Raw genomic sequence first — 23,892 nt, forward strand, 5'->3', positions numbered from 1 at the left:
AGCGCTATTTCGCGCCGAGCAGCTTTGCGATCGGCGCCAGCAGCGAGCTGCGCTGCGGCTTGTGGTCGATCCGCCCCGTCAGCCGGTTGGCGATGTCCTGGAACAGTTTTGGCGTGCGGCTCAGCGCCGCGATCTCCGCGATCATCTGGCCGTTGTTGGCGGCGGTGCCGAACAGCTTGCAGTCGAACGGGATGATCGCGACCGGCTCGGCCTCGACCGTCTTGGCGAAGCGCTTCAGGTCGATCTCCGGCCGCTTGGGCATGCCGACCTGGTTCAGGCAGTACAGCGGCGGCCGGTCGTTGGGACGCGAGGCCTTGAGCACGCCGAGCAGGTTCTTGGCGTTGCGCAGGTTCGCCAGATCGGGCTCGGCGACCACGAGGATGTCGTCGGCATTGATCAGCGCGTGCCGCGTCCAGGCCGACCATTGGTGCGGCACGTCGAGCACGATGCATTGCTGGGTCATGCGCAGGGTGTCGAAGATGGCGTCGAACGCGTCGGCGCCGAAATCATAGACGCGGTCGAGGGTCGCGGGCGCGGCGAGCAGGTTGAGATTTTCGGTGCATTTGGCGAGCAGGCGCTCCATCAGCGCCGTATCCGGCCTGTCGGGCTGGAACACGGCGTTGGCGATGCCCTGCAGCGGATCCTGGTTGTAGTCCAGTCCCGCGGTGCCGAACGCCATGTCGAGATCGATGACGACGGAATCCAGCGTCAGGTCGCGCGCCATGCTCCAGGCGACGTTGTGGGCGACGGTGGAGGCGCCGACGCCGCCCTTGGCGCCGACCACGGCGATGATGCGGCCGGTGATCACGGCCTCCGAGGCTGAGAACAGGCTGCAGACCGAGCGGATGACGTCGATGGTCTCGACCGGGCCGATCACGTAGTCGTTGACGCCGCGCCGGACCAGCTCGCGATAGGCGACGCCGTCGGCCGGGCTGCCGATCAGCACCACGCGGGTGCCCGGATCGCAGACGCTGGCGAGATCGTCGAGGCCGCCGAGAATGTCGCCGCCGGGCCTGGTCTCGATCACGATGACGTTCGGCGTCGGCTGCGAATGATAGGTCTCGATGGCGCGCGCCATGCCGCCCGCCTTGATCGTGATGTGCGCCTTGCCGAGCCGGCGGTCCTGGCTGGCTGCGAGGATCGCGGCCGAGGTCTGGTCGGTCTCGCAGAACGCCTGCACGGAGACGCGCGGCACCGGCGCGATGTGGTCGTCGAGCACGGGGCCGCTGGGGGCGGCCGGCTCGTCCTGGCTTTGACGGGACGCGTTGATCATTTGCCTGTATCGCTGAGCTTGGCCTTCTCGGACTCCGGATACGCCACCGCGGTCGACTCGCCCTTGCGGTACTTCTCGAACAAAGCGGAGCGGCGCGGCGTGTAGGCGGCGATCTCCGAGCGCGGCTGCTCGAGATCGGCCGGGTTGTCGATCATCGCGGCGAGGTTGCGCTGCGTGGCGCAGCCGAAATTCTGATAGTGCTGGTTGCTGCTGTAGCCGCGATTGTCGATGTTCGGCCCGAGATCGTCCGGCCACAGCCCGCAGGGGCCGGCGACGGCGGCGATCTTCGGATAGCTCAGCCGGATGACGGCGAGCTGCCGCGGATCGTCCGGCATGGTGTTGCGCAGGGTGATCGCGTGCGAGGGAACGCCGCCGGCGGTCAGCACGGCGCGAATCTCGCGATAGGCGTCGGCCGCGGCGCGCGCGTTCGACGTGCCCGTCGGCACCTCCGCCATGATTCCACCGGTGCCTTCGCGCAGCCATGAGCGCGCAAGCCCCGCGACGTCGACGCGCTGCTGGTAGGTCAGGCCGCCGCGGCCGCTGCCGACGAAGACGACGGTCGACTGCCGGCCTTCCTCGATCGCGATCGGATGGCGAATCCTGTAGTCGTCCGGGATCGTCGCGACGACCTCACCGGTGGTGGCGTTGCAGGCGCCGAGCGTGAGCGCCAGCCCCGCGATGGCGCCGATCCGGCGCAGCGTGCGTCCGCCGTCTCGTGTGGATGTTGCCGACATGATCGTTCCCCCGTGCCCCGTCGTCCCGCAACCTCAGTCGATGATGAAGCCGAAGCCGGCCGGCTGCCCCGTGGCCGCGTCGACCTTGGCGGCGATGCCGTACAGCCGGTTCATGCGGCCGAGCAGCGCCGACTCCGAGTCGGTGGCCGGCGCAAAGCCGTCGTCCGGACGCGACAGCTCCTTCTGGGCGACGGCGCGCACCACATAGGGCGTCACCATCACCATCAGCTCGGTCTCGTTGTTGACGTAGTCCTGGCTGCGGAACAGCTGGCCGAGCACCGGCAGCTGATTGAGCCCGGGCAGGCCGTTGATCGCCTGCTTGGTCTGGTTCTGGATCAGGCCGGCCATCGCCATCGAGCCGCCGGAAGGAATCTCGACCGTGGTCTCGGCGCGGCGGGTGCGGATGGCGGGGATCGTCACCGACGAGGTCGAGGCCGAGGTCAGCGCGTAGGACACCGTGATCGCATTGTCGTTCGACAGCTCCGACACCTCCGTCATCACCCGCAGGCTGATGCGGCCTTCGCCGAGCACGACGGGCGTGAAGTTGAGCGAGATGCCGAACTTCTTGTAGGTGATCGACGTGCTGCAGACCCGCGTCGTCGGATCGCACGAATAGCCGCCGGGAATCGGGAATTCGCCGCCCGCGATGAAGGTCGCGGATTCGCCGGAGATCGCGGTCAGGTTGGGCTCGGCCAGCGTCTTGACGACACCGGCCGTCTCCATCGCGCGCAGCGTCGCCGAGACCGACGACAAGCCGCCGCCTGTGGCGGACAGGCCATTGGTCCCGACCAGCGACTTGCCATAGGCGGTGAACGGATTGGTGTTGTTGAAGTTCACCACTGCGGTGCCGTAGTTCAGGCTGGCGCTCAGATCGATGCCGAGCTGCTTGACGATCTCGCGCCGGACCTCCGACACGTTGACCTTCAGCATCACCTGGTCGCGGCCGCGCACGACGATCGAGTTGACCACCTTGTCGGCGCCGCCGACCAGCCGTGCGGCGATTTCCCCGGCCTGCTGCGCCTCGACTGGGCTCGACACCGATCCGGTCAAGATCACGCCCTCGCCGACGCCGTCGATCTTCACGCCGGGAATGCTCTGGCTCAGCGCCTGGCGCACGCCGTTGAGGTCGCGCTTGATCGCGATGTCGTAGGCCGCGACCTGCTGTCCCTCGCCGTCGAAGAACACCACGTTGGTCTGGCCGACCGCCGCGCCGATGATGTAGGCGCGCCGGGCCGAACGAACGACGGCGTTGGCGACCTTGGGATCGGCGACCAGCACGTCCTTGACGTCCTGCGGGAAGTCGACGACCACGGACTTGCCGATGCCGAGGGAGAGGAAGCGCATCTTCGACGAGCCGACCGACACCACGGGTGTCTCGAGCCTGTCGTCAGCCGCCTTCACCGGCGTCAGCGCCGGATTGAGCGCAAGCCCGATCACGGCCGATGTCGATAGCGCGCGGACGACCCACGTCCCGAACGTTGCGCGTTGATGCCCACCCATCATCTTCCACGTCCTTTCGATCACTTCTGCGCCGTGAGCGAGCTCGTGATCCCATAGCGAATGATCTCGATGGCGCTGCCCCGTCGCGCCATCTGCTGCTGCTGTTGCTGTGCCTCGGTCTTGTTGCCGTCGGCTGCGTTCACGTCGGCGATGCTGCGCAGCGCCAGCGCCAGCGAGCCGGCCTGGCGCGCGCGCGCCAGGGTCTCGGCCTGCTCGGGCCTGAGCTCGAGCGTCACCGTCTTGCCGACGACGGTGTTCTGGCCTTCCTTCTCCTTCGGTGCCTGATCGATCGCGAGCACGCGGACGTTGGAGAGAATGATCTCGGAGCTGACGAAGTCGGCGGCGCCGGGCTTGTCAGGGTTCTTGTCGCGCTTCGACAGGATGACGTCGACGCGGTCGTTCGGCAGGATGAAGCCGCCGGCGCCGGTCTCGGGCGAGATCTCGGTGGAGATCGCGCGCATGCCCGCGGGCAGGATCGCCGCCATGAAGCCGGAGCCGTCCGCCTTCACCAGCTTCTGCTCGCGGATCGGCTCGCCGATGACGAACGGCGAGCGGGCGATGGTGCCGACCAGCTGATTGGCTGCCTCGGGACGGTCGCCGCGCCGGATGAAGATGTTGCTCGCGGCCTCCGGCCATGTCTGCCAGATCAGGTCGCCGGGCTTGATCGCCTGTCCGAGTCCGATGTCGGTCTTGGCGACCAGCACCTCGACCGTCGGCAACTGCACGACCGGCGCCACCGGCGCCTGCCGCTGGCCGTCGGAATTGCTGACCAGATAGGCCGCAACGCCGCCCGCGCCGAGAGCGATGGTTAACACCACGATGCGTGCGGTCATCATACGCGTGACTACTCTCTTACTCATACACCGGGAGCAAACACGCTGACGACTGACAGCCGTTCTCCCTCACTAACGACTAAGCGCCAATGGTATAAGCAGACTTGAACGCGGCGGTCCGCGGCACCTGCCTCAAGCAACGATTGCGCAAGTGGTGAACAGGTTGTTAGCGTGCAAATAGTTAAACGACGCGAATGTGTTAGCTATTTGCGCACGGCGCGCCTGCACGCATCCGTCGGCGCGCGCGCGACAGAATGAGATCATGAGTTGCAGCCGCGCCTCAGTGGGAATCTCGTTAAGCTGAATCGTTTGCTAACAACACGAGCGTAGGAACGCGACCCCGTCGACGAGGTTGTGCCGTCGCGCGAGGCAGCGCGGATCGGCCGATCACGACTTGCCTCTGCGCCACGCGAAACGTCCGCGCTGAACTCTCCATGGGGGCGAACGATGCCGACACTGCATGCCATGCTGCACCGTAATCAGACGGGGTCGCATCTTCAGAAAGCCGAAACGGGTTGGACATACGATTCCGTTGAGCGGGATTTCCGTCTCGACATTCAGATTTCCTCAACAATTTGCGCGCACGGTCCGGGCACGGCGGCTATGCCCAATTCGATTTAGTACGACCTAAAATGCACGCAGAAATTGTAACTAGCGCATCGTGCCGCGGCGGCGGCCGGGCCATCGTCGGGGACATCATGGGGGCGAGGGGAGACGTGCAATGTCGGTTGCTCGATTCCTGAAGCAGCGCGCGGTCAGGATTCAGACGGTCGGGTCCTACACGCTGCCGAACTGGTATTCCCCGGAAGGACGGCTGCGATCCTTTGCCTGCCGCACCACGCGGGTGTCGCCGTTTCGCGCGCTGCTCGAGGTGCCCGTCGTCGGCAAGGTCGGCGATCGCCTGACCTCGTATTTCCGCGATTTCGGCAAGTTCGAAGGCGAGATCAGCGACACCGTGCATGGCGGCTTCCTGCTCGAGCTGGAGATGACGCGCGCCGAGCGCGCCAAGCTCGCCGAGAAGCTGGTCTGGCTGGAGAAGAAACAGAGGGATCCGTCGATCCGCGATTCCCGCCGCGACGCGCGCTTCGTGCCCAACTCGCCGCATTCGGCGCTGACGCTCGCCGACGGCAGCATCATCCCGTGCTTCGTGATCGATGCCTCGATGTCGGGCGCGGCGGTCTCGGCGGAGATCCAGCCGGAGATCGGCACGCCGCTGGCGGTGGGCAGTTGCATCGGTCGCGTCATCCGGCATTTCCCCAGCGGCTTCGCCGTCCGCTTCGTCGATCAGTTGCCCGGCGCCAATGAGCTGGAGCGGCGGGTCATCACGCCGCCGGTCCGCCCGATGCGGCGGGGGCTTGTGGCCCACGGCGATGACCGCCTGATCGGGGCGCCCGAGGACTTCTTCATGGTGTGACGGCGGCGCTGCCGCGGCGCGCGACAGGCGGCCGCTCCGGCCTGCGCGGTTTCGCGTATGGAGCGGCGGCAGGAATCGCGGCATGGGAACGGGCCGGCGTCTGCACGGTTAACGCGATGTTAATCGGCATCGTGACAGCCTGCGCGTGCCGGGTGCATTGCCAGGAGGACCAGTCCCATGGAGGCCCAGAAGACCGCGGTGGATGCCATCGTCGTCCTGACCGGCTGCGACCGCGATGCGGTGGCCGCCTTCATCCGCCGCATGTATCTGGCCGGCGTCCGGGACCCCAAGCGGCTGACCTTCAAGGGCCTGCAGGAGCTGACGCGGGTCTAGCGTGATCGCGAGCCGGTGCCGGGGGCTGTTGCAACGGGGCCACGGCGCAGAACTTTCAACCCGGATGTCCGCCTGCAACCGACGTGCGAATGATGCGGCCCGCCGCACTTGCGGCTAAATTGGGGCTCTAGCGGCTGGCATCAGAGCACCATTTCGATCGCCAAAAAGGCGACATATCTGCGCAACACGCTCAGAGCGGCCGGATCATGGGTACCGGACATGCTCAGACAGCTCTTCGCGCCTCAGCTCATCGGCCTCTACATCCTGATCGGGGCCACCATCTACGTCCACTTCCGCGGCAAGCAGCGGCTGCGCTTCGCCCGCCAGCTCGGCGACCACTCGACCTATCTCGCCCCCTACAACGTGCTGATGTATGCCGGCTCGGCCGTGCCGAACACGCCGGTCATCCCGGTGGAGCAGTTTCCGGAGCTCGCGAGGCTCACCGACAACTGGCAGGAGATCCGCGAGGAGGCCGTGCGCCTGTTCGACGAGGGCTTCATCCGCGCCGCCGCCGCCAACAACGACTGGGGTTTCTATTCGTTCTTCAAGAGCGGCTGGAAGCGCTTCTATCTGAAATGGTACGACGACTTCCTGCCGTCGGCGCGCACGCTGTGCCCGAAGACGGTGGAGCTGCTCGACTCCATCCCGAACGTCCACGGCGCGATGTTCGCGATGCTGCCGCCCGGCGGCAAGCTCGGCGCCCACCGCGATCCCTTCGCCGGCTCGCTGCGCTATCACCTCGGCCTCGTCACCCCGAACTCCGACAAGTGCCGCATCCTGGTCGACGGCGTGCCCTGCGTCTGGCGCGACGGCGAGGCCTTCATGTTCGACGAGACTTTTATTCACAGCGCCGAGAACGCCACGGACGTCAACCGCATCATCCTGTTCTGCGACGTCGAGCGCCCGATGAAGCTCGGGTTCATGACCGCGATCAACCGCTGGGTCAGCCACCACATCGTCAAGGCCTCCGCCACGCAGAACGTCGAGGGCGAGCACGTCGGCGTGCTGAACAAGGTGTTCGGCAAGCTGTACGAGCTTCACCTGGCGACGCGCAAGGTGAAGGCGTGGAACCGGACGGTGTACTACGCGGCGAAGTATACGCTGACGGTGGCGATCGTCGGCGCGATCGTAGTGTCGGCGTTTCGGTGACAAGAGTAGGGCGGATTAGCGAAGCGTAATCCGCCGTTCTACGCCATGAAACGCGGCGGATTACGCCTTCGGCTAATCCGCCCTACGCTTGCTGCGGGAGGCGTCTATTCGTAGATTTTGGCCGCGATCAGAATCTCTGCGACTGTCTTCCAACTCGGCGAATCCGGCACCGGTAGCTGCAGATTTTTGTAGTAGCCATTCATGGAATGAACCCAAGCCGCCATCGCTTCGAGGAAGCTGTCGAGCGTCGGATTTTCCCAATCTTCTCGGTTCTCTGCCAGATCGTTTCGGAGCGCTTCGATAAACCTGACGAGGTCCTCGCGCGAATTGATGGTTTCAACTTGCTGTGTCAGGTCCATTTGGCCGTCCCTGCCGGATGACGTCGCATTCGAAAGATGTTGGAAATTGTAACATCGTCTCTCCCAGACGTCATTCCGGGGCATTCGCGCCGGCATGGCTAAACGATGTTGGCGCGAATGAGCCCGGAATCTATAGCCACGAACGGTCATGAGGCGGTGGTGTGTCGCCGTTCGAACAGCGTCCCGTACCACCATCGTGAGTATGGATTCCGGGCTCGCGGTCGGCGCCACCGCTTCGCTGTGGCTCCTCGCGCGCCCCGGAATGACGGCGGTCACGACAACCCGACGGGCAAATCACTTCGTTCTTACGGATTGCGTCAAGCGTTTCCGAAAAATATAAACTGCTTTGCGGCTTCGCCAAATCAGCATTATAGTCCGGCCATCCCGTTGCACGGTAGGGGACGGTTCGCGGTCGTCACGGACGTTGGCAGCGGGGAGCGGTGGACGCGGGCGGCGGCGTGTGATGAGCACGGACGAACGTTTGTCTCGCGGACGGTGAAGGCGCGTGGTTCTGATACTCCGACGCTAGTATCAACTCGGTGGCGACGCTGACGCGTCCCGCTGGGGATGGTGGCCAGAAAGCCCGGTGCACCAGGAAGAGCGCGCTATAGCCTGTTAAAACCATCGCGCGGGGAGGGCCGGGTGTGTTCGGCCAGACCTGTGGTACCTGCCGCCTGCATTTTTTTCGCAGGCGGGCCACGGGCGCGGCCAGCGCCCGGCCTTCCCTGCGCCCTCCATTCGGAGAGGGCGGGAATTGGAGCATCACTCGGGCGCGGGATGCGTCGCGAGGCCGTCGATGCTCGCCCCGGATCGACGCGATGCTGTTTGAGAATGTGGAGATGATAATGCTTGCGCGGCGTGGTGCGCCGCTACGAGTACGTGGGGCTGCCGCGACGATGGACCGGGGCAGTTTGTGACTCCGTCATGCCCGGGCTTGTCCCGGGCATCCACGTCGTCCTGCGCATGCCGAGCGACGTGGATGGCCGGGACAAGCCCGGCCATGACGACCTGGAAAGAGGCGAGCGCAGCACGCCGATCGTCAGTTCGGATTGCCCGCCGCGAGGGGACTGGGCCGCCAGAGCGGTGGGCGTGTTCGTGCTCTCGGCGACTTGCCCCCAATGAAAAAGGCCGCGCGGGGCGCGGCCTTTTTGTCGTTCGAAGCTTGGAGGCGTTGGCGGCTTACTTCGCCGCTGGCCCGATGCTCACCTTCAGCGTGCCGACGCCGTCGACGCCGCATTCGATCTTGTCGCCGGCCACCACGGCCGCGACGCCGGCGGGGGTGCCCGTCATGATAATGTCGCCAGCGGCGAGCTCGACCTGCTGGGACAGCTTCCAGATGATCTCCGGCACGTTCCAGATCAGCTCGGAGAGGTCGCCGGTCTGGCGCTCGGTGCCGTTGACCGACAGCCAGATCTTGCCCTTGGCGGGGTGGCCGATCTTGGCCGCGGGCACCACGGCCGAGCAGGGCGCGGAATGGTCGAACGATTTGCCGACCTCCCAGGGGCGCTGCATCTTGCGCGAGGCGAGCTGCAGGTCGCGGCGGGTGAGGTCGATGCCGACGGCGTAGCCGTAGACGTGGTCGAGCGCCTTGTCGGTCGGGATGTTCAGGCCGCCGCTCTTCAGCGCCACCACCAGCTCGACCTCGTGATGCATGTCCGTGGTCAGCGGCGGGTAGGGGATGACGGCGCCCTCGGGCGCCAGCATGTCGGCGTGCTTGGCGAAGAAGAACGGCGGGTCGCGCTCGTCATTGCCCATCTCGCGGATGTGCTCGAGATAGTTGCGGCCGACGCACCAGATGCGGCGGACCGGGAAGACACCGGCTTCGCCGACGACAGGAAGAGAGGGCTGCGGAAAGGCCGGGATGACGGTGGAGGCGCTCATGAAAGGTCTCGATGCGGTGAAATGGGCTTTTCAGGATGTCGCGGTCACGAAGTCGCGGTCATGGGGATGACGTTCGGCCCCATGTCGCGCTGTTGCAGGCGGAAGAACGAAGCATAGCGGCCGCCACGGCGCAACAGATCGTCGTGCCGGCCCCGCTCGACGATGTCGCCGGCCTCGACCACCAGGATGGCGTCGGCGTTCATGATGGTGTGCAGGCGATGCGCGATGACGATGGTGGTGCGGTTCTGGCAGAGATGCTCGATCGCCTCCTGCACCTGGCGCTCGGATTCGGAATCCAGTGCCGCGGTGGCCTCGTCGAGCAGGATGATCGGCGCGTTGCGGATCAGCGCGCGGGCGACCGCGATGCGCTGGCGCTGGCCGCCGGAGAGCTGGGTGCCGTGCTCGCCGACCGGCGTGTCGTAGCCGAGCGGGAAGCCCATGATGAAATCGTGCGCGCAGGCCGCCTTCGCCGCCTCGATGATCTCGGCCTCGGTGGCGCCGGGCTTGCCGAAGGCGATGTTGGCGCGGATCGAGTCGCGGAACAGATAGACGTCCTGGCCGACATAGGCGACCTGCTCGCGCAGGCTGCGGCGCGACACCTGCGCGATCGGCTGGCCGTCGATCAGGATGTCGCCCGCGGTCGCCTCGTAGAACCGCAGCAGCAGCGCCAGCACCGTCGACTTGCCGCCGCCGGACGGGCCGACCAGCGCGGTGACCTTGCCGGGCTCGGCGACAAAACTCATGCGGTTGAGCACCGGCTCGTTGCCGCGATAGGCGAAGGAGACGTCGCGCAGCTCGATCTTGGCGTCGCTGAGCTTCAGCGCCGGCTTGTCGTCATCGGGCTGCTCGCTGGCGGGGCTGTCGACCACCTCGAGCAGCATGCGGGCGCCGACGAGCTGGCTGTTGAGGTCGATGTTGAGCCGCGCCAGCCGCTTCGCCGGCTCGGTCGCCATCAGGAAGGCGATCATGAACGAGAAGAACTGGCCCGGCGTGGCGTTGAGCGCGACCACCGAGTAGCCGGCATACATCAGGCAGCCGGCGACCGCGAAGCCGCCGAGCATCTCCATCAGCGGATTGGAGCGGTTCGACACCCGCGCCATCTTGTTGGCGTTGCGCTCGACGACGGCAATGTTCTCGTCGATGCGCGCGCGCATCGTGTCTTCGAGCGTGAACGCCTTGACGGTGCGGATGCCCTGCAGCGATTCCTGCATCGTCTCGAGGATGTCGGCGGTGCCGGTGAACTGGTTGTAGGCGAGGCCCTTGATGCGCTTGACCAGCTTGCGCAGCACCAGCATCGCCGGCGGCACCACGAGCAGGCCGAGCAGCGACATCCAGGGATCCTGCATGACCATCACGCCGATCATGGCGATCAGGGTCACGAGATCGCGCCCGATGGCGTTGATGAGCATGTTGAGGATGTCGGTGATCGACTTGGCCCCGGACGTGAGCCGCGCCAGGAACTCCGACGAATGGCGCTCGGAGAAGAAGCCGACGCTCTCGTTCATCAGCTTGGCGAACAGCTGCCGCTGATTGTTGGCGAGGATGGCGTTGGAGATCTTCGACAGGATGACGGCGTAGCCGTAGGTGGTCACGCCCTTGACGAACAGCAGCAGCACCGTGACGCCGGAGAGCACGACGATGCCCGGGATGCTCTTCTCGACATAGGCCTTGTTGATGACCTGGCCGAGCACGTAGGTCGCCGCGGCGCTCGCTCCGGCCGCCACCGCCATCAGCGCGAAGGCGGTGAGATAGCGGCGCCAGTAGGCGAGGCCCTGTTCCATCACGAGGCGGCGGATCAGGATCGCGGCGCCATAGGGATCGTCGGTGATCTTCTTCGGAAAGTCGGCCATTCTGGTCCCTGGCCGCCGGGGCAAATCGCCGGGCGGCCAAGTGTGCTTGCCCGCTCGGGGCGGCTTTTTCAAGCCCCCCGGCCTCCGGCTAAGTGCTTGATTCTAGGCCGAGGCCCGCTGCAGCGCGCCGCTGTGGCGTTCCAGGAACAGTTTCTCCTCCCAGGCCAGCGCATGGGCGGCGATCGTTTCCAGATCGTCATAGACCGGGGTCCAGTCGAGCAGCGCCTTCAAACGGCTGGTGTCGGCGACCATGCTCATGATGTCGCCGGGGCGGCGGGGCGCGTATTGGACGGGAATGGCGCGGCCGGAGACGCGCCGGACGGCCTCGATGGTCTCGAGCACGGAATAGCCGCGGCCGTACCCGCAATTCAGCGTGACCGAGCCGCCGCCGGTGCGCAGATAGGCCAGCGCGGAGCGGTGCACCTGGGCGAGATCGCAGACATGGATGAAATCGCGGATGCAGGTGCCGTCGGGGGTCGGATAGTCGGTGCCGAAGACGTCGATCTTGGCGCGCTGGCCGGTGGCGACCTCCATCGCGATCTTCATCAGATGCGTCGCGCCGACGGTCGCAAGCCCGCTGCGTCCGAACGGATCGGCGCCGGCGACGTTGAAGTAGCGCAGCACCACGTAGTTGAGGTCATGCGCCGACGCCACGTCGTGCAGGATGATCTCGGCCATCAGCTTAGAGGTGCCGTAGGGCGAGGTCGGACGGGTCGGCGCGCTCTCGGGCACCGGAACCTCGTCCGGATTGCCGTAGACCGCCGCGGTCGAGGAGAACACGAAGCGGCTGACGCCGCGCGCGACTGCCGCATTCAACAGGCTGCGCGTGGTCATGGTGTTGTTGCGGTAGTAGCGCAGCGGATCGCGCACCGATTCCGGCACCACGACCGAGCCCGCCAGATGGATGATGCTGTCGACGCCGTGCTGGCTGATGACGCCGTCCACGAGATTTTCGTCGCCGGCATCGCCGATGAACAGCGGCACGCCGTCGGGCACGAAGGCGGAGAAGCCGGTCGAGAGGTTGTCGATCACCACGACGCTTTCGCCGGCTTCCGCCAGCGCGAGCACCATGTGGCTGCCGATATAGCCGGCGCCGCCGGTCACGAGCACGGTCATTGTTTGACGCGATCCCTGTTTGTTTTGCCGCAGACTAACGCCCGCGAAATGAAGGACCTGTTGCGTGCATAGCGAACTGGCGGCGATGCTTAATGTTGCGTATAGGGAACCGCTGCAATTGGAGTGAGTAGTGCAAGCCGAGCCTGTTTCTGCCGCCGATCTCGACGTCATCGTGCCCAACCTGCACCGGCGCTATTCCGGCGTGACCGCGACCAACCGGATGGTGGCGCCGAAGCTGGCGAGGCTGGTGCGCGCGGCGTGGCTCGGCTCCTACGCGCCGGAGGGGATCGCGCGGATCGGCGCGAGCGATCTGTTCAAGCTGTGGGGCCGGCGGCGGTCGCTGATCTGGCACGCGCGCCGCAACGACGAGATGATCGTCGGCGTGGTGTTGCGGGCGCTGGGCTGGCCGTTGAAGCTGGTGTTCACCTCGGCCGCGCAGCGCCATCACAGCTGGATCACGCGCTGGCTGATCCGCCGCATGGACGCCATCATCGCCACCAGCGACATCTCGGCGTCCTATCTGAAGCGCGAGGCGACGGTGGTGACGCACGGCGTCGACACCGAGATCTATGCGCCGCCGGTGGATCGCGCCGCGGCCTTCGCCGAGAGCGGCCTGCCGGGCAAATATGCCATCGGCTGCTTCGGCCGCGTCCGCGCGCAGAAGGGCAGCGACGTGTTCGTCGCCGCGATGTGCCGGCTGCTGCCGCGTTTTCCGGATTTTTCCGCGGTGCTGGTCGGCGCCGTGACGCCCGAGCAGATGCCGTTCGCGAGCGAGCTGAAGAAACAGATCGCCGCCGCCGGCCTGGAGCAGCGCATCGTCATCACCGGCGAGCTCGACATCGCCGACGTCCAGCGCTGGTACCAGCGGTTGACGATCTATGCCTTCACCTCCCGCAACGAAGGTTTTGGCCTGACCTTGATCGAGGCGATGGCGGCAGGCGCCGCGCTGGTCGCAGCGCGCGCGGGCGCGGCGGAGATCGTGGTCAAGGAGGGCGTCACAGGCGTGCTGGTGCCGCCGGGGGATGTCGATGCGCTGGTCTCAGCGCTCGAACCGCTGATGCAGGATCCGGCGGCGGCACGTGTGATGGGCGAGAAGGCGCGAGCGCGCGTGGTGGAAAAATTCAGCCTCGAGGCCGAGGCCGACAAGATCGCCGCCGTCTATCGCGGACTGGTCTGAGCGATGATGTCGGCGACGAACGCGTCGAGGTCGCCGCCGGCGAACAGGAAGCCAGGCAGGCCGGCGGCTTCGGCCGCGGCCATGTCGGAGGCCCGGTCGCCGATCACGAAGCTGCCCTCGCGCCGGATCGGCCAGTGCTGCATCAGGTCGAGGATCATGCCCGGCGCCGGCTTGCGCCAGGGATGCTCGCGCAGATATTGCTCGACGGAGCCTTCGGTATGGTAGGGGCAGTAGCGGATGTCGTCGATGACGGCCCCCTGCGCCGCGAGCTCGGCCCGCATCCAATCGTGCAGGCTAAGCACGTCGTCCTCCGAGAACAGCCCGCGCGCAACGCCCGACTGGTTGGTGAACAGGAAGACGTGATAGCCGGAGTCGTTGAGTCGCCGGATCGCCTGCGCCACATTCGGCATCCAGCGGATGCGCTCGGGCGAGCCGATGTAGTTGTCGTCGTGATTGATCACGCCGTCGCGGTCGAGAAACGCCGCCGGCTTGAGCTGATCGGTCGTCATCTAGCCCTCGTCCTGCATCAGCGTCGCCTCGATCACCTCGCAGATGCCATGCGCGGTGGCGAGGTGGATCTGCTGGATCAGCGGTGTGTCGTCGCTCGGCGCGACCAGCAGCTCGTCGCACAATTCGCCCATCGCGAGGCCCTTGGCACCGGTGAAGCCGACGGTGCTCAGTCCGCGCTCGCGCGCCTTTCGCAGCGCGTTGAGGATGCTCGGCGACCGGCCGGAGGTCGAGATCGCCAGCAGCACGTCGCCGGGCGCGCCGAGCCCTTCGACCTGGCGGGCGAAGACGTGATCGAAGCCGTAGTCATTGCCGATCGCGGTCAGCGCCGAGGTGTCGGTGGTCAGTGCGATCGCCGCGTAGGCCCGCCGTTCCTGTTTGTAGCGGCCGACGATCTCGGCCGCGATGTGCTGGGCATCCGCCGCGCTGCCGCCGTTGCCGACGATCAGCAGCTTGTGGCCGCCGCGCAGCGCCGCGATGATCGTCGCGGCGATCCGCCCGGCGCAGGCGAGCATCGCGGCATCGTCGGCCGCGCGCTCCATGGCGGCACGGGAGCGGGCGAGATGGCTGGCGATCGGGTCGGATGCGCGGGTCACGGTGGCGGCTCGGGTTACGTCAGGGCCGGTGTATGGGGCGCGGTGCCGCTCCGCAAGCTAGGGCGCGACCGGTATCGCCGCATCGGCAAGGACCCGCTGGGCGATGGCGGCGACGTCGGTTGCCGGAATGTCGCGCATGCAGCGGTGGTCGTTCATCCTGCAGACTGGCCGGTGGCAGGGCTGGCATGGGAGCTGGGTCCTGGTCTGGACCGTCGCCGCGAGGCCGTTCAGCGGCGCCCAATGGTACGGGCTGGTCGGGCCGAAGATGCCCATGGTCGGCGTCCCCAGCGCCGCGGCGATGTGCATGAGCCCCGAATCATTGGAGATGGCGACGCCGGCCGCGGCCATGGCCAGGATGCCGTTGCGCAGGTCGGTTCCGGTCAGGTCCCGGACGGCAGGGCCGCCGGTGGCGACGATCTCGGCGGCCAGCGCCTTCTCGCCTGGGCCGCCGACCACCCAGACGTCGAGGCCGGCCTCGCGCAGCAGCCGGGCCGCCTCGCCGTAAAAAGGCCAGCGCTTGGCGGCGCCCACCGACCCCGGAGCCAGTGCTACGGCCGGGCGGTTGCCCAGGCCATGGGCCTCGCGCCAGCGTGCGACGTCGTCCCGAGGCACCCGCAGCTGCGGGACGGGCCATTCCGGCGGCAGCGGCGCCCGGTCGGGCAGCGCCAGCGCGGCATTCTTGTCGATGAAGCGGGGGAGCGCTTTCTCGCCCCAGCGCCAGCGGTTGAGAAGGCCGAAGCGGACCTCGCCGACGAAGCCCACGCGCTCGGGGATGCCGGCGAGCGCGGGCGCCAGCGCCGATTTCCAGGTCCGCGGCATCACCAGGGCGGTCCGATAGTGGCGTTCGCGCAACATCGCAGCGAGCTGCCATTGCCGGCCGAGCGCCAGCCGGCTGCGCGGCAGGTCCCAGACGATGCCGGAGCGGACGCCGGGCATGTAATCCACCAGCGGGGCGCAGAGCGAGGTCACCAGCAGGTCGACCGGCCGGTTCGGCCAGCGCTCCTTGAGCACCCGCACCACGGTATGGCCGCGCACGAAATCGCCGATCCACATATAGGGAATGATCAGGATAGGGCTGGTGTCCGCGGTGTCCACCTCCACCTTGGTCGAATTCGAATTCATTCTTTGTCTGCCTGGCTCAGGCGCGCTGGTAGCCGCTCGGCCGCCGCACGTAAAGTGGGCCGAGCGGGCCGTCACCAAAGCGCTTACACTTTGCCGTCGCATGCGCTACGCGAGGGCCGGGGTTTTCGGGATCAGGACGGGTTGCTGAATGTTGCTGGTGACCGGCGGCGCCGGGTTTATCGGATCGAATCTGGTTGCGGCGCTGAACGATGCGGGCCGCACCGATGTCGTCGTCTGCGACACGCTCGGCAGCGAGGGCAAGTGGCGCAACCTCGCCAAGCGGCAACTGGCGGACGTCGTGCCGCCATCCGATCTGGACGCCTGGCTGAAGGGTCGCAGGCTCGAGGCCGTCCTGCACATGGGCGCGATCTCCGCGACCACGGTGGTCGACGGCGACCTGGTGATGGAGCGCAACTTCCGCAGTTCGCTGCGGCTGCTCGATTGGTGTACGGCGAACACCACGCCGTTCATCTACGCCTCGTCGGCGGCGACCTATGGCGACGGCGCGCAGGGCTTCGTCGATGATCCGTCGCTCACCGCGCTGAGGACGCTGCGGCCGATGAATCTTTACGGCTGGAGCAAGCATCTGTTCGACATGGCGGTCGCAGCGCGCGCCGAGCGCGGCGAGCGGCTGCCGCCGCAATATGTTGGGCTGAAGTTCTTCAACGTCTTCGGTCCCAACGAGTACCACAAGGGATCGATGATGAGCGTGCTGACCCGCCGCTTCGACGACATCAAGGCCGGGCACACCTTGCAGCTGTTCAAGTCGCACCGCGAAGGCATCGCCGATGGCGACCAGCGCCGCGACTTCATCCATGTCGACGACGTCGTTCGCGTGATGCTGTGGCTGTTGGCTTCTCCCTCCGTATCGGGCCTGTTCAACGTCGGCACGGGCCGGGCGCGCAGCTTCAAGGACATGATGCTCGCGGCCTATGCCACGCTCGGTGCGACGCCGCGGATCGAGTACATCGACATGCCCGAAGCGATTCGCGGCAGCTACCAGTACTTCACCCAGAGCAACGTCGACCGGCTGGTGGCCGCCGGCTACAACGGCGGCTTCACGTCGCTCGAGGATGCGGTCGCCGGTTATGTCCGAGATTATCTCGATTCCTCCGACCGCTTCCGCTAGACGATCTGGTTCCGACCATTGCACCGAGACTGCCGCTGATGTTCGACTTTGACGATCTCTCGCAAGCGATCGCCCGCCAGACGGTGCTGTGCATCGGCGACCTCATGCTGGACGAGTTCGTCTATGGCGAGGTGTCGCGCATATCCCCCGAGGCGCCTGCGCCGGTGATCGCGGTCCAGCGCAGCGAGATCAATATCGGCGGCGCCGGCAACGTCGCGCGCAACATCGCCGCGCTCGGTGCCCGCTGCATCTTCGTCGGCCTTGTCGGGCAGGATGCGGCTGGCGACCAGCTCGAGGCCGAGCTCGCCAGGGAGGCTGGCATCGAGAGCGTGCTGGTGCGCGATCCTTCGCGCCCGACGACGCGCAAGGTGCGCTTCGTCTCCGAACATTTCTCCACCCACATGCTGCGCGCCGACTGGGAGCGCGCCGCACCGGCGTCCGGCGAGATCGAGCAGAAGCTGATCGAGGCCATCCTGCCGCTGATCGCGCGGGCCGACATCGTGCTGCTGTCGGACTACGCCAAGGGCGTGCTGACGGCGCGCGTGCTGCGCAACGTCATCGACGCGACGCGCAGGGCCGGCAAGCGCGTCATCGTCGATCCCAAGAGCGCCAATCTCGCGATCTATCGCGGCGCGAGCGTGCTGACGCCGAACCGCAAGGAGTTTTCGGAAGCGACCCGCAGCCGGGCCGAGACCGATCACGAGATCGCCGCGGCCGCGCAGGATGCGATCTATCTCGCCGACTGCGAGGCGATCCTGGTGACGCAGAGCGAGCGCGGCATGACGCTGGTCCCGCGCGAGGGCGATCCGATTCACGTGCCGGCCTATCCCGTGAAGGTGCGCGACGTCTCCGGCGCCGGCGACACGGTCGTCGCCGTGCTTGCCGCGACGCTCGCGGCGGGCGCCGCCTGGGAGGATTCGTTGCGGATGGCGAGCGCCGCGGCGGCTGTGGCTGTCAGCAAGCAGGGCACCGCCAGCGTGACGTCGGCCGAACTGCGCCGAAAGATCCTGCCGCATGCCTATCGCGCGGCCGAGGAGAAGATCATCGAGAGCGACGACGAACTCGCCGCCCGTGTCGAGGGATGGCGGGGAGAGGGCCTGCGCGTCGGCTTCACCAACGGCTGCTTCGACATTCTGCATCCCGGCCACGTCAAGGTGCTGACCGCGGCGCGCGCCGCCTGCGACCGTCTCGTGGTCGGTCTGAACAGCGATGCTTCCGTCAAGCGGCTGAAGGGCGAGAGCCGTCCCGTGCAGGACGAGCGCGCGCGCGCCGAGGTGCTGGCCGCGCTCGAGGCGGTGGATCTCGTCGCCATCTTCGCGGAGGACACGCCGCTCCGCCTGATCGAGCTGGTCCGGCCGAGCGTCCTGGTCAAGGGCGGCGACTACACGCGCGAGCAGGTGGTGGGGCACGAGGTCGTCGAGGCCTCCGGCGGCGAGGTGATCCTGATCGACATCCTGAAAGGGCACAGCACGACCGCACTCGTCGATCGCGCCCGGAGCGAGGCGCGATGACGACGCTGGCAGGTCATCCCGGCCCGGCGCTGCTGGCGCGCCGCTGGCGCGATCCGGCGGCGTGGCGGACGACGGTCGATGTCGTGGCGATTCTGCTGGCCGCCTCGCTGCCGTGGTCGACCTCGCTGGTGTCGATCCTGGGCGTCGTCATGCTGATCACGATGCTGCCGTTTCTCGACGTCGAACGTCTGCTGCAGGTCCTGAAGCGGCCGATCGCGCTGGCGCCGATCGCGCTGTTCCTGCTGGCGCTGGTCGGAACGCTGTGGTCGGACGTGGCGTGGGGCGCGCGGTTCTACGCGGTGGGACCGGCGGCGAAGCTCCTGGTGCTGCCGGCGCTGCTCTATCACTTCCAGCGGTCGGAGCGCGGGCTGTGGGTTTTCACCGCGTTTCTCGCCTCCTGCGTGCTGATGGTCGCGATGTCGACCGCGGTCGCGTTCAATCCGGCGCTTGCGCTCAAGGCCAACGCCGATCGCGGCATCTTCGTGAAGAACTACATCGACCAGGGCCAGGAGTTCTCGCTCTGCGCCGTGGCGCTGGCCTATCCGATCGCCCAATTGCTGCGCGCACGCCGCTTCGTGCCGGCGGGCCTGCTCACCGCGATCATGGTCGCGTTCCTCGCCAACATGATCTTCATCGTGGTGTCGCGCACCGCGCTGGTGACGATCCCGATCCTGCTCGCGGTGTTCGGGCTGATCCACTTGAAATGGCGCGCCAACCTGCTGATCGCGGCCGTTGCCCTTGCGCTGGGCCTCGCGGCATGGACCGTGTCCCCGCAATTGCAGGGCAAGGTGGCGACGTTCACGAGCCAATATCAGGACTACAGGAACGATCGCGCCGTGACGTCGATCGGCGAGCGGCTCGAGTTCTGGCGCAAGTCGTTGCGGTTCCTGGCCGACGCGCCGCTGATCGGACACGGCTCGGGCTCGACGCGTCACCTGTTCGAGCTGGCCGCGAGCGGGTCGCGCGACCTCTCCTCGAGCCAGGTCGTCGGCAACCCGCACAACCAGACGCTCTACGTCGCGGTCCAATGGGGCGCGCTGGGGATCGTGATTCTCTACGCGATGTGGGCGGCGCATCTCCTGCTGTTCCGCGGTGACGGGCTCGTGGCCTGGATCGGGCTGCTCGTGGTGGTGCAGAACATCTTCACCTCGCTGTTCAACTCCCACATCTTCGATTTCCACGAGGGGTGGATGTATGTCATCGGCGTCGGCGTGGCCGGCGGAATGGTGCTGCAATTGCGGACGTCTGCTGACACGGTGCAAGGGACGCTCGAACCATGACGCGTCCGTCTCAACTGACCTATCGGAATATGCTGATTGCCGCGCATGACCTCCTGGTCAGCGTCGTCGCGCTGTTCGCCGCGTTCTACATCCGCTTCGAGGGCGCCAGCACCTTCTGGGAGCGGGTGCCGCTGCTCTTTCAGATCCTGCCATATTTCATCGCCTTCAGCTTCGTCGTCTTCTACTTCTCGAACCTGCTGACGACGAAATGGCGGTTCATCTCGTTGCCGGACGCGCTGAACATCGTCCGCGTCGCGACGGTGCTGACGCTGGCGCTGCTGGTGCTGGACTACATCATCGTCGCGCCCAACGTCCGCGGGACCTTCTTCTTCGGCAAGCTCACGATCATTCTCTATTGGTTCCTTGAGATCTTTGCGCTGAGCGCGCTGCGGTTCGCCTATCGCTATTTCCGCTACACGCGGGTCCGGCGGCACGCGCGGTCGGAGGACGCGGCGCCCGCGCTCCTGATCGGCCGTGCGGCCGACGCCGAGGTCGTCCTGCGCGGCATCGAGAGCGGCGCGGTCAAGCGGATCTGGCCGATCGGCATTCTCTCGCCGTCGGCCGCCGACCGCGGCCAATTGATTCGCGGCGTGCCGGTGCTGGGCGGCATCGACGACGTCGAGGATGTCGCGGCCGACTTTGCCCGGCGGGACCGGCCGATCGCGCGCGCCCTGATGATGCCGACGGCGTTCGATCCGGACTGCCATCCGGAGACCTTCCTGATGCGGGCGCGCCGGTTGCGCCTGATCGTGAGCCGCCTGCCGTCGCTGGAGAGCGGCGATGCGCCACGGCTCGCGCCGGTCGCGGTCGAGGACCTCCTGCTGCGGCCGAGTGAGAAGATCGATTACGGCCGGCTGGAAGCGCTGGTGCGCGGCAAAGCCGTCGTGGTGACCGGCGGTGGCGGCTCGATCGGCGCCGAGATCTGCCAGCGCGTCGTGGCATTCGGCGCGGCGCGGCTGCTCATTCTGGAGAATTCCGAGCCGGCGCTCTACGCGATCACCGAGGCGCTCGCGGCCGATCCCGAGGCTGCCGTCGCCGTCGAGGGGCGCATCGCCGACATCCGCGATCGCGACCGGGTGTTCGCGCTGATCGGCGATTTCAAGCCGGATCTGGTCTTCCATGCCGCCGCCTTGAAGCACGTGCCGATCCTCGAGCGCGACTGGAGCGAGGGCGTCAAGACCAACATCTTCGGCTCGATCAACGTCGCCGATGCCGCGGTGGCCTCGGGCGCCGAGGCGATGGTGATGATCTCGACCGACAAGGCGATCGAGCCGGTGTCGATGCTCGGTCTCACCAAGCGTTTCGCCGAAATGTACTGCCAGGCGCTGGACCGCCAGCTCGCCGACCGGCCGGCGGGACGGCCGCCGATGCGGCTGATCTCGGTGCGGTTCGGCAACGTGCTGGCGTCGAACGGCTCGGTGGTGCCGAAGTTCAAGGCGCAGATCGAGGCGGGCGGCCCGGTGACCGTGACGCACCCGGACATGGTGCGCTACTTCATGACCATTCGCGAGGCCTGCGATCTGGTGATCACGGCAGCCTCGCATGCGCTGGCGCCGCAGCGTCCGGATGTCTCGGTCTACGTGCTCAACATGGGGCAGCCGGTCCGCATCGTCGAGCTCGCCGAGCGCATGATCCGCCTGTCCGGCCTGCAGCCGGGGTACGACGTCGAGATCGTGTTCACGGGCATCCGGCCGGGCGAGCGCCTGAACGAGATCCTGTTTGCGAGCGAGGAGCCGCCGGTCGAGATCGGCGTCGCCGGCATCATGGCCGCCAACCCGAACGAGCCGCCGATGCCGACGCTGAAGGCCTGGATCGCGGCGCTCGATCAGGCGATCGCGCGCAATGATCCGGTGACGATCAAATCGGTGCTGAAGGATGCGGTGCCGGAATTCGGCTCGAGCGCGGCCTGAGTCTTCAGTGGCGCCGCCGCGAGAAGCGGCTCAGCACCCAGGTGACGGCGCCGAGCCCGAAGACGAGCAGGATGGCGTCGACCGTCATGGAACGCTGCGCGACCGAGATGGCTGCGAGGGTCGCAAGCACGACATTGAGGATGAACACCTCGCTGACGACGCGCGAGACGGTGAAGCCGTTATCGGTGGCCTGTTGATAGAAATGCGTGCGGTGCGCCGCCCAGAACGGCTCGCGCCGCGCCATCCGCCGCAACAGGGTGAAGGTGGCGTCGATCAGATAATACAGCGGCAGCAGCAGCGCCGCGGCGATGGAGCCCTGCCAGGCCAGATGGAGCAGGCCCCAGCCGAGCAGCAGCCCGATCGGCAGGCTGCCGACATCGCCGAGAAAGACCTTTGCGACGGGACGGTTGAAGGGCGCAAAGCCGAGCATGGCGCCACCCAGCGCCGCAGCGATGGCGGTCGCCGGCCAGGGCAGTTCACCGGAGAGGCCGAACAGGACGAGCGTCGCCGTGATCGGCACCGCCTCAGCCACGGTCATCAAATCGAGCCCGTCCATGAAGTTGACGAGGTTGACGAACCACAGGCCCGCGATCAGCAGCAGCGTGCGCTCGACCGCCAGCGGGATCGGAAACAGCCTGAGATCGTCAGGCGCGGTGAATACGACGAGGCCAACGGCCAATCCCTGCAGGAGCAACCGCGGCAGCACCGGGATTGGCCTGATGTCGTCGACCAGGCCGACCAGCGCCAGCATCGGCACCGCGATGAACAGCATCAGCAGCGGTGCAAAGCCCATCGCGGAGGCAAAGGCGCCGCCGACCACGAGCGTTGCGCCGACCACGGCTATGCCGGCGCCCTGCGGCGTGGGGATCTTGTGCGACGAGCGCGCGTTGGGCCGCGCCAGTGCGTAGCGCTGCAGCACCGGGCGCAGCAGCACGATCAGCACACCGCACATCGCGGCCGCGAGCACGGCGATGGCGGCGAGGACTGCGGTGGGATGGGCGATCATCCGCGCGCGTCCGGCGCCGCGGTGAGGCGGTCATAGAGCGCCACCACCGAGCGGCCGATGATCCTGGCCGAGAGCTTGTCCTCGACCAGTTGACGGGCCGCCGTGCCGTAGCGCGCGCGCAACTCCGGCGATGTCGCCAGTTGCGCCATGGCCTGCGCCAGCGCGGCCGCGTCCTCGACCGGCACCGAGAGCCCGGTCTGGCCATGGATCGCGATCTCGCGGCAGCCCGGCGCATCGGTGGAGATCAGCGGCCGGCCACAGGCGGCAGCCTCCAGCAGGCTCACCGGAAGACCTTCGCGATGCGATGGCAGCACGGCGATGTGGCAGCGCCGCCAGAGCTCGGTGATGTCCTTGATCTGGCCGAGCAGGGTGATGCCGGGTTCGTTCCGCCAGGCCTCGACCTCCTCGGCCGAGACCGAGGCGGGATTGGCCGGATCGGGGGAGCCGGCGATCAGCAACTGGTCGCTGCGGCCCTGCTGGCGCAGCATGCGGTGGGCAGTGACCAGGGCGCGCACGCCCTTGTCGGTGAGCAGCCGTCCTGCAAAACCGAAGGTGATCGGCCCGTCCGGTTCCGGCAGCGGCTGGAAGCGGTCGGTGTCGACGCCTGACCCCGGGATCAGCGTGATCTTGTCGCCGCGGACGCCCATGGCTTGAAGTGCCTGGCGATCGTCCGGATTCTGCACCAGCACGCAGCTCGGTGTCCGGTTCATGAGCCGCGGCAGCAGCCACAGCAGGCTCTGCTTGAGCAGGCGCGAGCGCCAGCTCGCCGAGGTGAAGACATAGCCGAGCCCGGTCATGGCGTTGACGACGGGCGTGGTGCGTCCGAGCGTGGCGAGCGAGCCGAGCACGCTCGATTGCAGCCCGGAATGATGCACCACGTCGGGCCTGATCGCAGCCTCGACGGCGCGGATCGCGCGGATCGTGGGCAGGGCTGATGACGGCGACAGCCCGCCGCGCCGGAACGGGATCGGATGCAGCACGAACCGCTCGGCGGCGATCGCGGCGGCGCCGGCGTTGACGTTGGTCGCGACATGCACCTCGTAGCCGGCCTCGCGCGCCGCGCGCGCCATCGGCAGGCGATGCATCAGGAAGGCGTAGTCCTCGTTGGCCACGTACAGCAGGCGGCGCGGCGAAGCGGAGCGGGGCAGGGACATCGAACTCACGGTCTTGGGCGGTCGAAGCGCCGTATAGGCCAAGAGCGGCCCTCGCGCG

The 23,892-nt window shown here is 67.1% G+C and carries 21 protein-coding genes; 8 read left to right on the forward strand and 13 right to left on the reverse strand.

All coding sequences use genetic code 11. The features are described 5' to 3' along the window. Positions 1 to 4: 4 nt before the first annotated feature. The 4 genes from ACQR1D_RS08715 to cpaB are packed head-to-tail and all read right to left on the reverse strand — an operon-like array spanning position 5 to position 4,343. Positions 5 to 1,273, reverse strand: a complete 1,269-nt coding sequence (locus ACQR1D_RS08715) for an AAA family ATPase (RefSeq protein WP_315803526.1) — start codon at positions 1,271 to 1,273, stop codon at positions 5 to 7. Then, positions 1,270 to 2,007 carry a CpaD family pilus assembly protein gene (locus tag ACQR1D_RS08720; protein WP_434893841.1) on the reverse strand — a complete coding sequence of 246 codons (738 nt, stop codon included), beginning with the start codon at positions 2,005 to 2,007 and terminating at the stop codon, positions 1,270 to 1,272. The genes ACQR1D_RS08715 and ACQR1D_RS08720 overlap by 4 nt, the downstream gene beginning before the upstream one ends. Before the next feature lie 33 nt (positions 2,008 to 2,040). Continuing rightward, complete coding sequence (locus ACQR1D_RS08725; protein WP_315803524.1) at positions 2,041 to 3,510, reverse strand: type II and III secretion system protein family protein; 1,470 nt, start codon at positions 3,508 to 3,510, stop codon at positions 2,041 to 2,043. 17 nt (positions 3,511 to 3,527) lie between these two features. Further along, complete coding sequence (cpaB, locus tag ACQR1D_RS08730) at positions 3,528 to 4,343, reverse strand: Flp pilus assembly protein CpaB (RefSeq protein ID WP_315712864.1); 816 nt, start codon at positions 4,341 to 4,343, stop codon at positions 3,528 to 3,530. 718 nt (positions 4,344 to 5,061) lie between these two features. Here cpaB and ACQR1D_RS08735 point away from each other — a divergent pair. The 3 genes from ACQR1D_RS08735 to ACQR1D_RS08745 all read left to right on the forward strand — a co-directional run bounded on the left by ACQR1D_RS08735 (position 5,062) and on the right by ACQR1D_RS08745 (position 7,236). Beyond that, a complete protein-coding gene (locus ACQR1D_RS08735; RefSeq protein ID WP_434893840.1) occupies positions 5,062 to 5,754 on the forward strand; it encodes a PilZ domain-containing protein in 693 nt (230 codons plus the stop codon). 177 nt (positions 5,755 to 5,931) lie between these two features. Beyond that, complete coding sequence (locus ACQR1D_RS08740) at positions 5,932 to 6,087, forward strand: hypothetical protein (RefSeq protein WP_316180128.1); 156 nt, start codon at positions 5,932 to 5,934, stop codon at positions 6,085 to 6,087. Positions 6,088 to 6,306: 219 nt separating this feature from the next. After that, complete coding sequence (locus tag ACQR1D_RS08745) at positions 6,307 to 7,236, forward strand: aspartyl/asparaginyl beta-hydroxylase domain-containing protein (RefSeq protein ID WP_434893839.1); 930 nt, start codon at positions 6,307 to 6,309, stop codon at positions 7,234 to 7,236. Positions 7,237 to 7,340: 104 nt separating this feature from the next. Here the strand turns inward: ACQR1D_RS08745 and ACQR1D_RS08750 are convergent, their stop codons facing one another. From ACQR1D_RS08750 to galE, 4 genes are all read right to left on the reverse strand, one after another. Then, on the reverse strand, positions 7,341 to 7,595 hold the full coding sequence (locus tag ACQR1D_RS08750) for a DUF7660 family protein (RefSeq protein ID WP_434893838.1): 255 nt from the start codon (positions 7,593 to 7,595) through the stop codon (positions 7,341 to 7,343). A gap of 1,179 nt (positions 7,596 to 8,774) precedes the next feature. Further along, positions 8,775 to 9,476 (reverse strand): fumarylacetoacetate hydrolase family protein, encoded by a 702-nt coding sequence (locus tag ACQR1D_RS08755; protein WP_434837805.1) that lies wholly within the window; start codon positions 9,474 to 9,476, stop codon positions 8,775 to 8,777. A gap of 44 nt (positions 9,477 to 9,520) precedes the next feature. Continuing rightward, complete coding sequence (locus ACQR1D_RS08760) at positions 9,521 to 11,326, reverse strand: ABC transporter ATP-binding protein (RefSeq protein ID WP_434837806.1); 1,806 nt, start codon at positions 11,324 to 11,326, stop codon at positions 9,521 to 9,523. A 102-nt stretch (positions 11,327 to 11,428) separates the two neighbouring features. Next, entirely contained in the window at positions 11,429 to 12,442 is a 1,014-nt protein-coding gene (gene galE, locus ACQR1D_RS08765; RefSeq protein WP_434837807.1) for a UDP-glucose 4-epimerase GalE, read from the reverse strand. A 130-nt stretch (positions 12,443 to 12,572) separates the two neighbouring features. Between galE and ACQR1D_RS08770 the strand changes: the two genes are divergently transcribed. Continuing rightward, positions 12,573 to 13,619 (forward strand): glycosyltransferase family 4 protein, encoded by a 1,047-nt coding sequence (locus ACQR1D_RS08770; RefSeq protein ID WP_315803514.1) that lies wholly within the window; start codon positions 12,573 to 12,575, stop codon positions 13,617 to 13,619. Here ACQR1D_RS08770 and ACQR1D_RS08775 read toward each other — a convergent pair. The 3 genes from ACQR1D_RS08775 to waaF are packed head-to-tail and all read right to left on the reverse strand — an operon-like array spanning position 13,601 to position 15,844. After that, positions 13,601 to 14,128 (reverse strand): D-glycero-alpha-D-manno-heptose-1,7-bisphosphate 7-phosphatase, encoded by a 528-nt coding sequence (locus ACQR1D_RS08775; RefSeq protein WP_315803513.1) that lies wholly within the window; start codon positions 14,126 to 14,128, stop codon positions 13,601 to 13,603. The genes ACQR1D_RS08770 and ACQR1D_RS08775 overlap by 19 nt on opposite strands. After that, the gene (locus ACQR1D_RS08780; RefSeq protein WP_434837808.1) at positions 14,129 to 14,722 is read right to left on the reverse strand and encodes a D-sedoheptulose 7-phosphate isomerase; all 594 of its coding nucleotides are present in this window, start codon (positions 14,720 to 14,722) and stop codon (positions 14,129 to 14,131) included. Between the two features lie 57 nt (positions 14,723 to 14,779). Further along, positions 14,780 to 15,844 carry a lipopolysaccharide heptosyltransferase II gene (waaF, locus tag ACQR1D_RS08785; RefSeq protein ID WP_434837809.1) on the reverse strand — a complete coding sequence of 355 codons (1,065 nt, stop codon included), beginning with the start codon at positions 15,842 to 15,844 and terminating at the stop codon, positions 14,780 to 14,782. Between the two features lie 148 nt (positions 15,845 to 15,992). Between waaF and rfaD the strand changes: the two genes are divergently transcribed. The 4 genes from rfaD to ACQR1D_RS08805 are packed head-to-tail and all read left to right on the forward strand — an operon-like array spanning position 15,993 to position 21,674. After that, positions 15,993 to 16,973 (forward strand): ADP-glyceromanno-heptose 6-epimerase, encoded by a 981-nt coding sequence (rfaD, locus tag ACQR1D_RS08790; protein ID WP_315803510.1) that lies wholly within the window; start codon positions 15,993 to 15,995, stop codon positions 16,971 to 16,973. Positions 16,974 to 17,011: 38 nt separating this feature from the next. Continuing rightward, positions 17,012 to 18,484, forward strand: a complete 1,473-nt coding sequence (gene rfaE1, locus ACQR1D_RS08795; protein ID WP_434837810.1) for a D-glycero-beta-D-manno-heptose-7-phosphate kinase — start codon at positions 17,012 to 17,014, stop codon at positions 18,482 to 18,484. After that, a complete protein-coding gene (locus ACQR1D_RS08800; RefSeq protein ID WP_434837811.1) occupies positions 18,481 to 19,764 on the forward strand; it encodes an O-antigen ligase family protein in 1,284 nt (427 codons plus the stop codon). Before rfaE1 ends, ACQR1D_RS08800 begins: the two co-directional genes overlap by 4 nt. Continuing rightward, complete coding sequence (locus ACQR1D_RS08805) at positions 19,761 to 21,674, forward strand: polysaccharide biosynthesis protein (protein ID WP_315803507.1); 1,914 nt, start codon at positions 19,761 to 19,763, stop codon at positions 21,672 to 21,674. Before ACQR1D_RS08800 ends, ACQR1D_RS08805 begins: the two co-directional genes overlap by 4 nt. 4 nt (positions 21,675 to 21,678) lie before the next feature. Here the strand turns inward: ACQR1D_RS08805 and ACQR1D_RS08810 are convergent, their stop codons facing one another. Together ACQR1D_RS08810 and ACQR1D_RS08815 are read right to left on the reverse strand one after the other, a co-directional pair. Then, the gene (locus tag ACQR1D_RS08810; protein WP_316180151.1) at positions 21,679 to 22,680 is read right to left on the reverse strand and encodes a glycosyl transferase; all 1,002 of its coding nucleotides are present in this window, start codon (positions 22,678 to 22,680) and stop codon (positions 21,679 to 21,681) included. Then, positions 22,677 to 23,834: a glycosyltransferase family 4 protein gene (locus ACQR1D_RS08815; RefSeq protein ID WP_316180153.1), complete on the reverse strand. Its 1,158-nt coding sequence runs from the start codon at positions 23,832 to 23,834 to the stop codon at positions 22,677 to 22,679. The genes ACQR1D_RS08810 and ACQR1D_RS08815 overlap by 4 nt, the downstream gene beginning before the upstream one ends. Positions 23,835 to 23,892 lie beyond the last annotated feature (58 nt).

Origin of the sequence: Bradyrhizobium sp. HKCCYLRH2047, from assembly GCF_051168175.1 — a bacterium.
In the GTDB taxonomy this organism is placed as follows: domain Bacteria; phylum Pseudomonadota; class Alphaproteobacteria; order Rhizobiales; family Xanthobacteraceae; genus Bradyrhizobium.

What these genes read in the sequence shown, in the direction of transcription:
- ACQR1D_RS08715 (WP_315803526.1), bottom strand. Translation starts at nt 1,273, where the DNA reads ATGATCAACGCGTCCCGTCAAAGCCAGGACGAGCCGGCCGCCCCCAGC.
- ACQR1D_RS08720 (WP_434893841.1), bottom strand. Translation starts at nt 2,007, where the DNA reads ATGTCGGCAACATCCACACGAGACGGCGGACGCACGCTGCGCCGGATC.
- ACQR1D_RS08725 (WP_315803524.1), bottom strand. Translation starts at nt 3,510, where the DNA reads ATGATGGGTGGGCATCAACGCGCAACGTTCGGGACGTGGGTCGTCCGC.
- cpaB (WP_315712864.1), bottom strand. Translation starts at nt 4,343, where the DNA reads ATGATGACCGCACGCATCGTGGTGTTAACCATCGCTCTCGGCGCGGGC.
- ACQR1D_RS08735 (WP_434893840.1), top strand. Translation starts at nt 5,062, where the DNA reads ATGTCGGTTGCTCGATTCCTGAAGCAGCGCGCGGTCAGGATTCAGACG.
- ACQR1D_RS08740 (WP_316180128.1), top strand. Translation starts at nt 5,932, where the DNA reads ATGGAGGCCCAGAAGACCGCGGTGGATGCCATCGTCGTCCTGACCGGC.
- ACQR1D_RS08745 (WP_434893839.1), top strand. Translation starts at nt 6,307, where the DNA reads ATGCTCAGACAGCTCTTCGCGCCTCAGCTCATCGGCCTCTACATCCTG.
- ACQR1D_RS08750 (WP_434893838.1), bottom strand. Translation starts at nt 7,595, where the DNA reads ATGGACCTGACACAGCAAGTTGAAACCATCAATTCGCGCGAGGACCTC.
- ACQR1D_RS08755 (WP_434837805.1), bottom strand. Translation starts at nt 9,476, where the DNA reads ATGAGCGCCTCCACCGTCATCCCGGCCTTTCCGCAGCCCTCTCTTCCT.
- ACQR1D_RS08760 (WP_434837806.1), bottom strand. Translation starts at nt 11,326, where the DNA reads ATGGCCGACTTTCCGAAGAAGATCACCGACGATCCCTATGGCGCCGCG.
- galE (WP_434837807.1), bottom strand. Translation starts at nt 12,442, where the DNA reads ATGACCGTGCTCGTGACCGGCGGCGCCGGCTATATCGGCAGCCACATG.
- ACQR1D_RS08775 (WP_315803513.1), bottom strand. Translation starts at nt 14,128, where the DNA reads ATGACGACCGATCAGCTCAAGCCGGCGGCGTTTCTCGACCGCGACGGC.
- waaF (WP_434837809.1), bottom strand. Translation starts at nt 15,844, where the DNA reads ATGAATTCGAATTCGACCAAGGTGGAGGTGGACACCGCGGACACCAGC.
- rfaD (WP_315803510.1), top strand. Translation starts at nt 15,993, where the DNA reads ATGTTGCTGGTGACCGGCGGCGCCGGGTTTATCGGATCGAATCTGGTT.
- rfaE1 (WP_434837810.1), top strand. Translation starts at nt 17,012, where the DNA reads ATGTTCGACTTTGACGATCTCTCGCAAGCGATCGCCCGCCAGACGGTG.
- ACQR1D_RS08800 (WP_434837811.1), top strand. Translation starts at nt 18,481, where the DNA reads ATGACGACGCTGGCAGGTCATCCCGGCCCGGCGCTGCTGGCGCGCCGC.
- ACQR1D_RS08805 (WP_315803507.1), top strand. Translation starts at nt 19,761, where the DNA reads ATGACGCGTCCGTCTCAACTGACCTATCGGAATATGCTGATTGCCGCG.
- ACQR1D_RS08810 (WP_316180151.1), bottom strand. Translation starts at nt 22,680, where the DNA reads ATGATCGCCCATCCCACCGCAGTCCTCGCCGCCATCGCCGTGCTCGCG.
- ACQR1D_RS08815 (WP_316180153.1), bottom strand. Translation starts at nt 23,834, where the DNA reads ATGTCCCTGCCCCGCTCCGCTTCGCCGCGCCGCCTGCTGTACGTGGCC.